This window comes from Streptomyces sp. SUK 48 (assembly GCF_009650765.1).
Classification (GTDB): domain Bacteria; phylum Actinomycetota; class Actinomycetes; order Streptomycetales; family Streptomycetaceae; genus Streptomyces.
The window spans coordinates 1,598,743-1,612,064 of sequence record NZ_CP045740.1 but is presented as its reverse complement, the minus strand read 5'-3'; the positions used below and the strand labels follow the sequence as shown (position 1 = coordinate 1,612,064).

The window sequence follows — 13,322 nt, the reverse complement described above, 5'->3', positions numbered from 1 at the left end:
GTACGACCATCAGCCCGCCGTCCACCGCCCGCCACCTGAGCCGCCCGCCTTCTCAGCCGCCCGCACCTCGCCCTCAGCCGCCCGCACCTGACCCTCACCCGCCCGCCACCCCAGCCGTCCGCCGCTCGCCGCCCGACCTCCGCAGTCCGCCGCAGCTCCCGAGGAGCCCTTCCATGCGCCGCACCGTCCGCGCCCTGCCCGTCGTCGCCCTCGCCGCCGGCGCCGCGCTCGCCCTGACCGGCCCCGTGGCCCACGCCGCCGCGGCCACCCCCGGCGCGGGGTCGGCGAGCTGCGCCCCCTCGACGACCGTCCCGGAGCCGCAGCTGCCGGGCACCACCCGCGCCCCGGCACCCGCGCCCGACCCGGACACCGGGGGCGCCGCGGGCCGGGTGCCCGGACCCACCTCCCGGGCGAGCGGCGCCCCCGACACCCGGGCGAGCGGCGGCCCCGGCAAGCCGTGCGGCGGGACCGGCACCGGCACCGGCACCCCGTGCCGGGCGGGGGAGACCTGCACCGGTGACACCCGGCAGTGCACCGGCGCCAGGAGCGGCTCCTGCGCCGACGACGACCGCGGCTGCGACGGCACCCGCTCCGGCGCCTGCGAGGACTCCGGCGACGACTCCTGCCGTGAGCCCCGCACCTCCTCCGGCTACTCGGCGAACTCCTACGACGACGAGGGCGGCGGCGACGACCGCGACGAGGACACGGCCTGGAGTCCGGGGAGCGGCGACGACCGGGGCGACGACTGCGCGGCGGGCGGGGGCGGCACCCAGCACGGCGTGGCGGCCGGCGCGGGCGGCACCTTCAACGACTCCGTCCCGGCCCTGGCCGCGGGCGGGGCCCTGATCGCCGCCGCCTGCGCGGGCGCCGGCTACCGGCTCCACGGCCGCCTCCGCACTGGCGGAGGTGACCGGCCGGCGGACGTGTGACCCGCACAACTCCCGCCCCGGCCATGGAGTTACGCCCAGCGGGTACACAGCAACCCGGGTACACCCCCGGCCCACCGGACCCACCCGCCGATCCCCGCGGCTTCGGCACCGTCCGGCGCGGGGCCGGACGAGTCCGGGGCGGCACACAGGACGGCACGGCCCCGGGCCGGGCGGCACCACGGACTGCGCGGAGGCGGACATGCGGCGGACGGACCCCGAGGGCCACGGCCCCGTCCGTTACGGCCCGCCGCTGCCCGGCGACGGCCTGCCGGTGCTCCCCGAACTGACCGCCGTGGCCGCCGCGGCGGCGGGCCGCGCCGACGCCCAGCCCGTCGGCGGCGCCCCCGCCCTGCTGGAATCCGCCTGCGGCTACTGGACCCGGCGGGCCCTGCCGTGCGTCCCCGACCAGGTCGCCGCCGGTCCCGGCGCCCCCGCGCTGCTGCTCGCCCTCACGGCCGCGCTCGCCGGGGACCGCGGTGACATCCTCGTGCCCCGCCCCTGCGCCGCCTGGTGGGCCCCCTACGCCCGGGTCCTCGGCCGCCCCGTCTTCCATGTGCCCACGCCCGCCGAGAGCGGCGGCGTCCCCGACCCCTACGCGCTGCTGGAGACCGTGCGCCGGGTCCGCGCCGAGGGCGGCGACCCGCGGCTGCTGGTGCTGTCCGTCGCCGACGACCCCACCGCCACCGTCGCCCCGCCCGAACTGCTGCACGAGACCGTGGAGGCGGCCACCGCCGAGGGCCTGCACCTGGTCAGCGACGAGACCTGGCGCGACACCGTGCACGCGCCGCACGAGACCGTCCTGCTCAGCCCCGCCGAGATGCGGCCCGACCGGGTCACCGTGGTCACCGACCTGGCGGGTGCCCTGCTGCCGCCCGGCTGGCCCGCCGCCGTCGCCCGCTTCCCCGCCACCGGCTCCGGACGCCGCCTGCACGCACGGGTCCTGGACATCCTCACCGGGCTCGGCGCCCGCCTCGCCACCCCGGTCGCCGCGGCCGCGTGCTACGCCCTCGACGAGCCCCCGCCCGTCACCGAGCGCCGGGAGGCCGCCGTACGGCTGCACGCCCGCCTGGCCCGCGCGGCGCACGCCGAGGTCACCGCCGCCGGGGCGCTCGCCCGCCCCCGCAGGCCGGGCGTCATCTCTACGCCGATCTGAGCCCCTTCCGCGAGGCCCTCGCCGCCCGGGACGTGAACGACGCCCAGGAGCTGGAGGACTTCCTGACCGCCGGGACCGGGATGCCCGCACCCGGCGGGCACCGCTTCGGCGACGACCTGGGCGCACCGCGGGTACGGCTCGGCACCGGGCCGCTGCTGGGCGGCACGGACGAGGAGCGCGGGCAAGCCCTCACCTCACCCACACCATGGGAACTTCCCTCTGTGCAGAGCTCGTTGACCGCCCTGAGATCGGCCCTCGACGATCTCCGCGACGACGCCCAGCGATGGGAGCCTCCTCGATGACGCAGCAGACGCAGCAGACGCAGCAGACGCAAGAGTCCGGATCGACCCCGACGACGGACGACTCGCCCACGGCTCCCGAGACTTCGGCGGCGACCGGTATCCGTACGAGCGCCGGTGCCGGCGCGCCCCCCTTCCCGCCGCTGGCCGAACCCCGCCCGCTGGGCGAACGCCGGGTGTGGCCGCGCACGTTCCACGACCGGCTCACCGCGCCGCTGCCCGGCCTCAAGGCCCTCGCCCGCTTCGCTCGCGAGGGTGCCGTACGCCCCGACGCGCAGGGCCTCGCCGACATCGCCCGGCTGCCGTACGCGCCCGCCCCGCTGCCCCGCGCCGACCCCGCCACCCTCGCGGTCACCTGGGCGGGGCACGCCAGCTGGATCGTCCAGATCGGCGGCCTGACCGTGCTCACCGACCCGGTCTGGTCGCGCCGCATCCTCGGCACCCCGGCCCGCGTCACCCCGGTCGGCGTGCCCTGGGACCGGCTGCCCCGGATCGACGCGGTGGTCATCAGCCACAACCACTACGACCACCTGGACGCCCCCACGCTGCGCCGGCTCCCGCGCGACACCCCGGTGTTCGCGCCCGCCGGGCTCGGCCGCTGGTTCCAGCGCCGCGAGTTCACCTGTGTCACCGAGCTGGACTGGTGGGAGGGTGCCGAACTGGGCGGTGTCCGCTTCGACTTCGTGCCCGCCCACCACTGGTCCAAGCGCACCCTGACCGACACCTGCCACAGTCTGTGGGGCGGCTGGGTGCTCACCGCCCCCGGTGGTCCGCGCCTCTACTTCGCCGGTGACACCGGCTACGGCCACTGGTTCTCCCGCATCGGCCGCCGCTACCCCGGCATCGACCTCGCCCTGATGCCCATCGGCGCCTACGATCCCCGCTGGTGGCTCAGCGACGTCCACTGCGACCCCGAGGAAGCCGTCCGGGCCACCCTCGACCTGGGCGCCCGCCGCATGGCCCCCATGCACTGGGCCACCTTCATCCTCTCGGCGGAACCGGTCCTGGAGCCCCTCACCCGGGTGCGAACGGCGTGGGAGAAGGCGGGACTTGCCGAAGAGGACCTGTGGGACCTGCCGGTGGGCGCTTCGAGAACCCTGGGCTGACGGCAGCACCCCCTACGGCGCTACCGGAACCGCCGGACCAGCCCCGGCACCGCACTGATCGCGACGGTCAGCACCACCGCCACCACCACCCCCTCCCACGGCTCGGGAAACAGCGAACCCCCCACGATCCCGATCACCTGGTACGTCGCCGCCCACGCCAGACACGCCGCCACGTTCCCCCGCACGAACCGCCGCGGCGGCCACTGGGCCATGAGGCACGCCAGCATCACCGGAATACGGCCGGCCGGCACCAGCCGGGACAGCACGAGCACCGCGACCCCGTGGTCGGCCAGCTTTCCCCGTGCCTGTTCCAGGCGCTCCTCCGGCGCCCGCGACCGTATCGCCTCCAGCCACCGCGAGCCGCCCCGCGACCGCATCCCGCGCCACCCCAGCCAGTACAGTGCCGCGTCCCCGAGGAACGCCGCGAGCGACGCCGTGACGAACACCAGCGCCAGCGCGAAGGGCGCCGTCTGATGGAACGCCACCACCGCCGCCGAACTCACCAGCGCCCCCGTCGGCACCACCGGCACCAGCGCGCCGATCAGCACCAGCAGGAACAACGACGGGTAACCGAGCGCCTGTTGGGTCGACTCCGGCGGCACGACGGAGGTCGTCACCGCGGCCAGCGCCGCCGCGGCCGCGAGCCGGCTCACCGGGCGACCGCCGGCCGGACACGCTCGCCGTGCGCGAGCCTGTGCACCGCGACCTTCGGGGCGGCGAGGGCCGCGAGCCGTACGAACTCCTCGCCCGGCGCGTGGAATTCGTGCGGCCGCACCGCGTCCATGCCGATCGGCCAGTACGTCCCGTAGTGCACCGGTATCGCCGCCTGCGGCGCCAGCAGGTCCAGGGCCTGTGCCGCGCGGCCCGCGTCCAGATGGCCCTCCCCGAGGAACGGCCCCCAGCCGCCCACCGGCAGCAGCGCCACCTCCACCGGCCCGACCGCGTCGGCCATCGCGTCGAACAGCCCGGTGTCCCCGGCGAAGTAGGTCCGCGCCTCTCCCTCGACGACGAAGCCCAGCGCGGGCGAGCGGTGCGGGCCCAGCGGCAGCCGCCGCCCGTCGTGCCGTGCGGGCACCACCCGCACCAGCAGCGCGCCGACGCGTATCTCGTCCCCCGGGGCCACCTCGGTGACGCGCAGGTGCCGCAGCCGGCGTACGCCCGGCACCGCCTGGAGTGCGCCCCGGGGCACAAGCAGGCGCGTGCCCGGGTCGAGCGCCCTCAGCGACGGCAGATGCAGATGGTCGGCGTGCAGATGGGAGACGAGGACCACGTCGGCGCGCCGGGCCTCGGCGGAGGGGAGCGCGCCCCGCCGGCGGCGCAGATGCGCGAGCCGACTGGCGAACAGAGGATCGGTGAGCACTCGTATGTTCGAATCCTCGATCGTGCAGGTGGCATGACCCCACCAGGTGATCTCCACCGGCACCTTCTTCGCCTCCTTCACGCGCCTGTCCGAAGCCTACGGGCTGGAGTAGGGTCGGCGGCGAAAACCGGAGGTGAGGGGGACGCCATGGGACAACCACGGGGCGCCTCCGGCGCGCGCGCACCGGCCCGGGCCATCGCCATCGCCAGCCTGACCCCCCTCGAAGAACTCGACGCCGACCCCTTCCTCGTCGACAGCCGCACCCAGCACGCCATGTGCGCCCGCTGGGCCGACGAACACGGCTACGTGGTCGCCCGGGAACTGCTCGTCGGCGGGCTCCGCTTCGACCATCGCGCCCTGTGGGAGGGCGTACGCCCCGGCGTGGACGTGTTCGTGGCGCCCAGCCTGCGGGTGCTGCGCCGGGCCCTGGCCTCCGTGGAGGAGTTCACCGCCGAGTGCGCCCGGCGCGGGATGCGGGTGGTCACGGTGGGCCGGGCGGAGCCGTCGTACGACGCGCAGATGAAGGCCCGGGTGCACCGCCGGCTGTCCATGCCGACCGCCGGGTACGACGGGCGGTGAGCCCCGGGACACCACGGACGGCGACCCCCGCAGACGACGGACGGTGAGCCCGCCGTCACTCCTTCGGGTGGTTCCCGGCCGATATGACAAGGTGGAGGACGGCCCGGTCGCCCCAGCGCACCGGGACGGTGACCTCGCCGCGGGCGGGGGAGGGTCGAAGCGGAGGAAGCGCGGGCGTGCGGGGCGTAGGGTGGCGGCGGGCCGCCGGTCGGATCGGATGGCGGCGGATCGCCCGTCAGACCGGGCGCAGCGTCGCCGTATGGGCCGTCTCCACGCTCACCATGCTGGCCCTCGCGCTGCTCCTGCCCGACTTCCGGCTCCAGTCCGCCGACGGCGACAGCGCCACCCGGATCGCCCTCACCGCCGCCCTCGGCGCGGGCGCGTTCGGCGTCCTGTCCGCCGTGGTGTGGCCGCTGCTCGTCCGGCTGCTGCTGCTCGTCCCCGCCCTCGTCCTCGGCCTGCTGGTGTTCTTCCTCAACGGCTCGCTGCTGCTGGTCGCCCTGCGCCTGAACCCCACCGGGCGGGGCGCGGTCGCGCCGGAGACCGCCGTCATCGTGGCCGCCGTCATGTCGGCCGTCGCCTCGGCCACCGGCGGCGCGCTCGCGGTGCGCGACGACGAGGCGTACCGGCGCCGGCTGCACCGCCTGGCCGCCCGCCGCCGAAGAAGCGACCCGCCCTGCGCCCCGACCCCCGGCGTGGTCTTCCTCCAGCTCGACGGCGTCGGCCACGACGTCCTGACCGCGGCCGTGGCCAAGGGGCTGATGCCGGCCCTCGCCCGCCTGCTGGCGGCCGACGGGGGCACCCGGCCCCCCACCCACCGGCTCACCCCCTGGCACACCGACTGGTCCAGCCAGACCGGCGCCAGCCAGCTCGGCATCCTGCACGGCAGCACCTACGACGTCCCCGCCTTCCGCTGGTACGAGAAGGACCGCGGCGAGGTGATGGTCTGCAACCGGCCGACCAGCGCCGCCGAACTCCAGCGCCGCGCCGTTGCGCACACCGGTGACGGCGGACTGCTCAGCGAGGACGGCGCCAGCCGCGGCAACCTCTTCAGCGGCGGCGCCGGGGAACAGGCCCTGGTGCTGTCCATAGCGGCCCGCCGCCGGAGCCGGGAGAACCGGTCCCGCGCCGGGTACTTCGCCTACTTCTCCGACCCGGCCAACGCCGTGCGCACCGCCCTGTCCTTCGTCGCCGAGGTGGGCCGCGAGATCGGCGAGTCCACCCGCGCCCGGTTCCGCCGCCGGCGCCCCCGCGTCTCCCGCGGCGGCCTCTACCCGCTGGTCCGCGCCTTCGCCACCGTCGTGGAACGCGACGTCGTGGTCGCCGCGGTGATGGGCGACATGCTCGCCGGACGCACCGCCGTCTACGCCGACCTGGTCGCCTACGACGAGGTGGCCCACCACTCCGGGCCGTACAGCCGCGACGCCGAGAAGGTGCTCACCCGCCTCGACCGGAGCCTCGCCCTGCTCATCCGGGTCGCCGAGCACGCCCCGCGCCCGTACCGCCTCGTCGTCCTCTCCGACCACGGGCAGAGCCCCGGCGAGACCTTCCACGCCCGCTACCGCCTCACCCTCACCGACCTGGTACGGGCCGGCTGCGGACTGCACGTACCGCGCCGCGCCGAAGGCACGCGCAGCGGCACCGAGGCGCGGGCCGCCGTACGCGCCGCCCTGCGCCGGCCCGTGGAGGAGGGCGAGCGGCACCGCCCCGCCCGCCGCCGCGAGCCGATCGTGCTGGCCTCCGGCAACCTCGGCCTCGTCTCCTTCCCGGACGTGCCCCACCGCCTGACCAGGGAGGAGATCGACGCCCGCCACCCCGCCCTGCTCACCACCCTCGCCGACCATCCCGGCATCGGCTTCCTGCTGGTGGCGAGCGAGGCGCACGGCGGTGTGGTGCTCGGCCCGGGCGGCACCGAGATCCCGCTGGCCGACCTCGACCGCGACCCCGGACCGCTGGCCCGCTTCGGACCCGGCGCCGTCGAGGCGGTGCGCCGCACCCACTCCTTCCCGCACACCGCCGACATCATGGTGAACTCCGCGTACGACCCCGCCGACGGCGAGGTGCTGGCCTTCGAGGAGCAGATCGGCTCCCACGGCGGGCTCGGCGGCGCCCAGTCCCGCCCGTTCCTGATGTCCCCGCTGGAGCTGTCCGAGCCCGTCGCGGCGGGGGAGCGGCTGACCGGGGCCGAGCAGGTGCACCGGGTGCTGCGCCGCTGGCTCGGTGAGCTGTCCGAAACCGGGGTCCCGCTCGCCGGGGCCGCCGCCGAGGAGGGCGAGCGGGCGGCCTGACGACGCGTCCCCCGGGCACCGCAGAACCCCCGCCTCCGCCGCCCGGATGTGATCGGATAGGGATTTAGGACACCCGGCATCGGGACCGTATCCCTCGCGAAAGGAACCACCGTGGCCACCACGCGCACCGCGCACACCGAATGGGAAGGCAACCTTCTCGATGGCCAGGGCGTCGTCAGCTTCGACTCCTCCGGCATCGGCGCCCAGCCGGTGTCCTGGCCGTCGCGCGCCGAGCAGGCGAACGGGAAGACCAGCCCGGAGGAGCTGATCGCGGCCGCCCACTCCAGCTGCTTCTCCATGGCCCTCGCCCACAGCCTGGCCGGCGCCGGCACCCCGCCCACCAAGCTGGAGACCAAGGCCGACGTCACCTTCCAGCCGGGCACCGGCATCACCGGCATCCACCTCACCGTGCGCGGCGAGGTGCCCGGCCTGGACGAGCAGGGCTTCACGTCGGCCGCCGAGGACGCCAAGAAGAACTGCCCGGTCAGCCAGGCGCTCACCGGTACGACCATCACCCTGACCGCCGAACTGGCCTGAGCCGGGGCGCCGCCGGGCGGCGCACAGGTGCCGCGCTCTTCGTCGACGCACAGTCGACGCACAGGTGCCGCGCTCCCGTCGGGGCGCGGCACCTCGGGGCCGTGGGCACGGCTCAGATCCGCGCCCGGTACTCCCGCAGGATCTCCCGGGTGCGCCGCGCCGAGGCGGCTCGCGCCGTCATATGGTCCAGCACCTCCAGGTGCGCGGCGACCTCCCGCCGCGCGTCCAGGTACAGGGCGCCGGTCAGATACTCGGTGAACACCATGTCCGGCAACTCCGGCTCGGCGAACCGGAACAGCGTGAACGGCGCGTACGTCCCCGGGTGCGGGCCCGCCGCGAACTCCGCGATCTGGAGCGTGATCCGGTCCTGCCCGGCGCACTCCACCAGCCGGTCCAGCTGCTCGCGCATGACCTCGGGGGACGTGCTCACCGGGCGCCGCAGCACCGTCTCGTCCATGATCACCCACAGGTGCGGGGGGTCCGCGCGCTCCAGCAGCCGCTGCCGTTCCATCCGCAGCGACACATGCCGCTCCACCGACTCCGGCTCACTCTGCCCGATCGTCCCCGCCTCCATCACCGCCCGCGCGTACGCCTCGGTCTGGAGCAGTCCCGGCACGAAGTGCGGCTCGTAGGAGCGGATGATCCGGGCGGCGCCCTCCAGGCTGACGTAGAGGCTGAACCAGTCGGGCAGCACATCGTGGAACCGCTGCCACCAGCCCGGCTGGTTGGCCTCCTCGGCCAGCCGCACGAACGCGGCCGCCTCCTCCCGCGCCACCCCGTAGGTGCCGAGAAGGACCTGCAAGTACGGTATTTTCAGCGCGACTTCGGCCGTCTCCATGCGCCGTACGGTCGCCGCCGCGACCCGCAGCACCCCGGCGGCCTCCTCACGGCTGAGACCCGCCGCCTCCCGCAGTTCCTGCAACCGCTTGCCGAGCACCACCTGGCCCACGGTGGGTGCGGCCCGTCGCTCACTCACGCCACGTCCTCCCCTGCCGTGCCGCCCTGGCGCGCAGCAGTCTGTCACGCGGCGCCTGCTCGCACAGCGGATCGAGCGCACCGAATGATCACAGGTTCGTCAACCCGGGAGAGGGGTCCTCAATCGGCCATCGTCTGGAGGTACTTGGCCGTCGCCGGGTCGGCCGGCAGGAAGGTCTCGATGGCGAGTTCGGCGACGGTGACGTCCATCGGTGTGTTGAAGGTGGAGATGGAGGACACGAAGGACAGGACGCGGCCCTCGTGCTCGACCCGCATCGGCAGCGCGAAGTACGGCACCGGCTCCTCCGGCTCCTCGCCCGGCGCGTCCTCGGGCACCGGATACGCCGTCACCTCCTCGTACAGGGCGCGGAGCTGGTCCGAGCGGTGCAGCGCCAGCTGCCGCTCCATCTGCGCGACCAGATGCCCGCGCCACTCCCTCAGGTTGCGGATGCGCGGGGCGAGGCCCTCGGGGTGCAGGGTCAGCCGCATCGCGTTCGGCGGGTGCAGCAGCTTCTCCGGGATGCCGTCCAGCAGCATCGTGATGCCCCGGTTGGCGGCCACGACCGTGTACCCGGCGTCCACCACCAGCGCGGGATACGGCTCATAGCCCTGGATGAGCCGCTCCATCCCCTCGCGCAGGGCGTCCAGGGCGGGATCGTCCAGCGGCGTCTCCGGATAGCGCGGGGCGTAACCGGCCGCCAGCAGCAGCGCGTTGCGCTCCCGCACGGGCACGTCCAGATGCTCGGCGAGCCGCAGCACCATCTCCTCGCTCGGGCGGGACCTCCCCGTCTCCACGAAACTGATGTGCCGGGCGGAGGAGTCGGCCCGCAGCGCCAGCTCCAGCTGGGAGACGCGGCGCCGTTCCCGCCAGGCACGCAGCAGCGGACCCACCCCCTTGCCGTCGAGGGCGGCGGCGGACACGGAAGCTTCGGTGGCGACCATGGTCATACCTCGACCCTAGACGAGAAGTGCGCGGCCCAACGACCTCGCGCCCGCGGACGCGCCAGGTCAGGCCGGAAACGACGGGGCCCCAGCCGGTATCGGACCCGTGGACGCGTCGCCCGCCGTCCCGGTCCGGCGCGTGGCAGGCTGGGAGCAGACCCGCCCCCGTCCCGAAGGGAGCCGCGCCATGGCCGTCGCACCGCTGTCGCAGAAGGAGATCGAGGACCGGCTCGCCGAACTCCCCGGCTGGTCCGCGGACGGCGACCGGCTCACCCGCACCTACCGGCTCCCCACGCACTTCGCCGCGGCCGCCCTGGTCCTGCACATCGCCCGCATCCAGGACGAGCTGGACCACCACTCCGACTGCACCCTCGGCTACCACTCCGTCGACCTCACCCTCACCACCCACAGCGCCGGCGGCACCCTCACCGAGAAGGACTTCGCTCTCGCCCGCAGGGTGGAGGACATCGCCCCGGGCCACGGCGCACACTGAGCGTCGTGCTCGATTACGACAAGGAAGCGCGCCGCTACGACGCCTCACGCGGCGGCGAGGCACGCGCCGAGGCCGCCGCGGGCGCCGTCCTCGACCTGATACCCGACCGCCCGGGGCGCCTCCTCGACCTCGGCTGCGGTACCGGCATCGTCACCCGCAGGCTCGCCGCCGCCCGCCCCGCGACCCGGGTGACCGGCGCCGACCTCGCCGCCGGCATGATCCGCCGGGCCGCCGTCCGCCTGCCCGGCACGATCGTGCGGGCCGACAGCCGCCGACTGCCTTTCCCCGGCGCCGCCTTCGACGCCGTCACCAGCATCTGGCTGCTGCACCTGCTGACCGACCCCGAGGACCTGCGCGCCGTCCTCGCCGAGTGCGCCCGGGTCCTGAAGCCCGGCGGGGTGTACGTCACGACGGTCGACAAGGCCGCCGCGCACGACGTGGGCAGCGACATCGAGGCCGCCCTCGCCGGCCGCCCGATCCGCCCCGCCGCCGACGCCGCCGGCCTCGTCACCGCACAGGCCGCCCGGCAGGGGCTCGCGCTCGCCGGGCGGTCCGCCTTCCCCGGCGTCGGCCAGGGCCGCAGCCCCCGCAGCACCATCGCCGACCTGCACCGGGGCTGGTTCAGCCTGCTGCCGCCGGGCGATCCCCGCCGGGAGACGTACGCCGCCCGCCTCGCCGCCCTCCCGGACCAGGACCGCCCGCGCCCCGACCCGACGTTCAGCCTGCGCGCCTTCCGCAAGGACTGACGGGCCGACGGACAGGGGAGGCGCGGCGGCCGGGTGCCCTATCGCCCGAGCCCCCGCCGGATCGCCGTCTCCACCGGTGAGTACGCCCCGTCCGGCCGCTCCAGCTCGTACGGCACCGCCGGGTCCAGCGGCGGCTGTGCCATGAGCCGCGGCCGGGTGCCCCGGTGCGGCTGCGCCGCGTGCACCAGGAACGGATGGCACAGATAGACATCGCCGGGGCGCCCGGTGGCCAGGGCGAGCGGCCGGTGCGCGCTCGCCGCGACCAGCTCCGGGGCGATCTCCAGCCCGGAGACACCCGCCTCGCCGTACGGCTCCAGGACCGGCGGCACGTCCAGATGCGAGCCGGCCCGGATCCGCGTCGGGGCGTCCTCCTCGCCCACCTCGCTGAACAGGAACAGCATCAGCAACGCCCGGTCCCGGGAGCGCAGATTGGTGTGGAACCAGCCGGCGCCCTCGGGCAGATAGCTGCCTTCGATGTGCCAGCCGGCGTCGCCCGGGTCCGCGGGGTGCGGGAAGCGCAGCGGAAAGGTGCCGAGCGAGTACCGCGGCAGCCAGCGCCGTTCGCCCACCAGCAGGTCGAACGCGGCGTGCAGGGCGGGGGAGTTGGCGGCTGCCGCGAAGGGGCCCTGCGCCAGGCCGCCGATCCGCACCACCGGTTCCTGCCAGGTGCCGGGGTCCTGAGGGTCGTACCCCGTCTCCCGCCACAGCAGCCGCGCGCAGTCCTCGGCGACCCGGGGTGCGACCGCGCCCTCGATCTTCACGAAACCGTCGGCGAGGAAGCGCTCCACCATGTCGTTGCCCATGCGGGCCATGGTGGACGAGGGGCGGCGGCCGGGCATCCGGTTTTCCGGCGACCGCCCCGCGAGGGATTTGCCGGGTCGGCAACGGAACTGGCCCTCACCCGGTGTGGCGTCGCACTCTGGCCGTATCCGGAAGAGAGGCTGACCACCATGGCGCACGACCACGACGGCGATCACACCCACGACGGCCAGGGACACGAAGCGGGCCAGGGACACGAAGCGGGTCACGGACACCGGCACGGGCACGGGCACGGCGCGGACATCGACTGGAACCAGCTGGCCCCCCACCTGGAGACCCAGGCCGAGCTGTTCGCCCCGCTGTACCGGCAGGCCCTGTCCTGGCTGGCGGACGAGCTCGCCGAGCCGGGGCTGATCGCGGACGCGGGCAGCGGTCCCGGGGTGCTGACCTGCCTGTTCGCCGAGGTGTTCCCCGGCGCCCGGGTCGTCGCCGTGGACGGCACCGCGCCGCTCCTGGACCGGGCCCGCGCCCGCGCCGACCGCCTCGGCCTCACCGACCGCTTCGACACCCTCGCCGGTGAACTCCCTGACGTCCTGGACGAGTTGCCGAAGCCCGCCGATCTGCTGTGGGCCAGCCGCAGCCTGCACCACCTCGGCGACCAGCGGGCCGCGCTCACCGCGTTCGGGCAGCGGCTCGCCCCCGGCGGCACCCTGGCCCTCCTCGAAGGCGGCCTGCCCTCCCGCTTCCTGCCCCGCGACCTGGGCATCGGCCGCCCGGGACTCCAGGCGCGGCTGGACGCCCTGGAGGAGGACCGGTTCACGCGGATGCGGACCGAGCTGCCCGGCTCCGTCGCCGAGACCGAGGACTGGCCGGGCCTGCTGACCGCCGCGGGCCTGCGGTACACCGGCAGCCGCAGCTTCCTGCTCGACCTGCCCGCCCCGGCCGACGAGCGGGCCCGCGCGCACATCGCCGAGCTCCTCGGCCGGCAGCGCGAGAGTTTCGGCGACGTGCTCACCGCCGAGGACCGGGACACCCTCGGCCGGCTCCTGGACCCGGCCGACCCCGGAAGCGTCCACCGGCGGCCGGACGTCTTCGTGCTGTCCGCGCACACCGTGCACACGGCCGTGCGCCCGTCCTGACCGGCCCCGGCGCCCGG

13 protein-coding genes and 1 pseudogene are annotated in these 13,322 nt (G+C 75.5%); 9 read left to right on the top strand and 5 right to left on the bottom strand.

Going from position 1 to position 13,322, the window contains the following annotated elements:
• Positions 1 to 173: 173 nt before the first annotated feature.
• From GHR20_RS06765 to GHR20_RS06755, 3 genes and pseudogenes are all read left to right on the top strand, one after another.
• Positions 174 to 929 (top strand): hypothetical protein, encoded by a 756-nt coding sequence (locus GHR20_RS06765; protein ID WP_153812631.1) that lies wholly within the window; start codon positions 174 to 176, stop codon positions 927 to 929.
• Positions 930 to 1,128: 199 nt separating this feature from the next.
• Positions 1,129 to 2,384 (top strand): annotated as a pseudogene (locus GHR20_RS06760) (aminotransferase class I/II-fold pyridoxal phosphate-dependent enzyme).
• Positions 2,381 to 3,487 carry an MBL fold metallo-hydrolase gene (locus GHR20_RS06755; RefSeq protein WP_153812630.1) on the top strand — a complete coding sequence of 369 codons (1,107 nt, stop codon included), beginning with the start codon at positions 2,381 to 2,383 and terminating at the stop codon, positions 3,485 to 3,487. Before GHR20_RS06760 ends, GHR20_RS06755 begins: the two are co-directional and overlap by 4 nt.
• 20 nt (positions 3,488 to 3,507) lie before the next feature.
• On the opposite strand, the gene GHR20_RS06750 is transcribed toward GHR20_RS06755, so the two are convergent.
• Both GHR20_RS06750 and GHR20_RS06745 read right to left on the bottom strand, forming a co-directional pair.
• On the bottom strand, positions 3,508 to 4,140 hold the full coding sequence (locus GHR20_RS06750; protein WP_111581300.1) for a VTT domain-containing protein: 633 nt from the start codon (positions 4,138 to 4,140) through the stop codon (positions 3,508 to 3,510).
• A complete protein-coding gene (locus GHR20_RS06745; protein WP_111581394.1) occupies positions 4,137 to 4,910 on the bottom strand; it encodes an MBL fold metallo-hydrolase in 774 nt (257 codons plus the stop codon). The genes GHR20_RS06750 and GHR20_RS06745 overlap by 4 nt, the downstream gene beginning before the upstream one ends.
• Before the next feature lie 84 nt (positions 4,911 to 4,994).
• Between GHR20_RS06745 and GHR20_RS06740 the strand changes: the two genes are divergently transcribed.
• The 3 genes from GHR20_RS06740 (at position 4,995) to GHR20_RS06730 (ending at position 8,251) form a co-directional block, all read left to right on the top strand.
• A complete protein-coding gene (locus GHR20_RS06740; protein WP_111581301.1) occupies positions 4,995 to 5,426 on the top strand; it encodes a hypothetical protein in 432 nt (143 codons plus the stop codon).
• A gap of 176 nt (positions 5,427 to 5,602) precedes the next feature.
• The gene (locus GHR20_RS06735) at positions 5,603 to 7,714 is read left to right on the top strand and encodes an alkaline phosphatase family protein (protein ID WP_243877960.1); all 2,112 of its coding nucleotides are present in this window, start codon (positions 5,603 to 5,605) and stop codon (positions 7,712 to 7,714) included.
• Between the two features lie 111 nt (positions 7,715 to 7,825).
• Positions 7,826 to 8,251, top strand: a complete 426-nt coding sequence (locus tag GHR20_RS06730; protein ID WP_153812628.1) for an OsmC family protein — start codon at positions 7,826 to 7,828, stop codon at positions 8,249 to 8,251.
• Positions 8,252 to 8,363: 112 nt separating this feature from the next.
• Here GHR20_RS06730 and GHR20_RS06725 read toward each other — a convergent pair whose 3' ends face one another.
• Positions 8,364 to 9,227 carry a helix-turn-helix transcriptional regulator gene (locus GHR20_RS06725; protein WP_153812627.1) on the bottom strand — a complete coding sequence of 288 codons (864 nt, stop codon included), beginning with the start codon at positions 9,225 to 9,227 and terminating at the stop codon, positions 8,364 to 8,366.
• Positions 9,228 to 9,346: 119 nt separating this feature from the next.
• Entirely contained in the window at positions 9,347 to 10,174 is an 828-nt protein-coding gene (locus GHR20_RS06720; RefSeq protein WP_194858831.1) for a helix-turn-helix transcriptional regulator, read from the bottom strand.
• Positions 10,175 to 10,355: 181 nt separating this feature from the next.
• Here GHR20_RS06720 and GHR20_RS06715 point away from each other — a divergent pair, with 181 nt between their 5' ends.
• The gene (locus GHR20_RS06715) at positions 10,356 to 10,661 is read left to right on the top strand and encodes a 4a-hydroxytetrahydrobiopterin dehydratase (RefSeq protein ID WP_111581306.1); all 306 of its coding nucleotides are present in this window, start codon (positions 10,356 to 10,358) and stop codon (positions 10,659 to 10,661) included.
• A 5-nt stretch (positions 10,662 to 10,666) separates the two neighbouring features.
• Positions 10,667 to 11,407, top strand: coding sequence for a class I SAM-dependent methyltransferase (locus GHR20_RS06710; RefSeq protein WP_153812626.1), 741 nt, complete (start codon positions 10,667 to 10,669; stop codon positions 11,405 to 11,407).
• A 38-nt stretch (positions 11,408 to 11,445) separates the two neighbouring features.
• Here the strand turns inward: GHR20_RS06710 and GHR20_RS06705 are convergent, their stop codons facing one another.
• Positions 11,446 to 12,210: a phytanoyl-CoA dioxygenase family protein gene (locus tag GHR20_RS06705; RefSeq protein WP_153812625.1), complete on the bottom strand. Its 765-nt coding sequence runs from the start codon at positions 12,208 to 12,210 to the stop codon at positions 11,446 to 11,448.
• 147 nt (positions 12,211 to 12,357) lie between these two features.
• Here GHR20_RS06705 and GHR20_RS06700 point away from each other — a divergent pair, with 147 nt between their 5' ends.
• On the top strand, positions 12,358 to 13,305 hold the full coding sequence (locus GHR20_RS06700; protein WP_153812624.1) for a class I SAM-dependent methyltransferase: 948 nt from the start codon (positions 12,358 to 12,360) through the stop codon (positions 13,303 to 13,305).
• Positions 13,306 to 13,322: the final 17 nt, after the last annotated feature.

What these genes read in the sequence shown, in the direction of transcription:
- GHR20_RS06705 (WP_153812625.1), bottom strand. Translation starts at nt 12,210, where the DNA reads ATGGGCAACGACATGGTGGAGCGCTTCCTCGCCGACGGTTTCGTGAAG.
- GHR20_RS06700 (WP_153812624.1), top strand. Translation starts at nt 12,358, where the DNA reads ATGGCGCACGACCACGACGGCGATCACACCCACGACGGCCAGGGACAC.
- GHR20_RS06755 (WP_153812630.1), top strand. Translation starts at nt 2,381, where the DNA reads ATGACGCAGCAGACGCAGCAGACGCAGCAGACGCAAGAGTCCGGATCG.
- GHR20_RS06765 (WP_153812631.1), top strand. Translation starts at nt 174, where the DNA reads ATGCGCCGCACCGTCCGCGCCCTGCCCGTCGTCGCCCTCGCCGCCGGC.
- GHR20_RS06720 (WP_194858831.1), bottom strand. Translation starts at nt 10,174, where the DNA reads ATGACCATGGTCGCCACCGAAGCTTCCGTGTCCGCCGCCGCCCTCGAC.
- GHR20_RS06740 (WP_111581301.1), top strand. Translation starts at nt 4,995, where the DNA reads ATGGGACAACCACGGGGCGCCTCCGGCGCGCGCGCACCGGCCCGGGCC.
- GHR20_RS06715 (WP_111581306.1), top strand. Translation starts at nt 10,356, where the DNA reads ATGGCCGTCGCACCGCTGTCGCAGAAGGAGATCGAGGACCGGCTCGCC.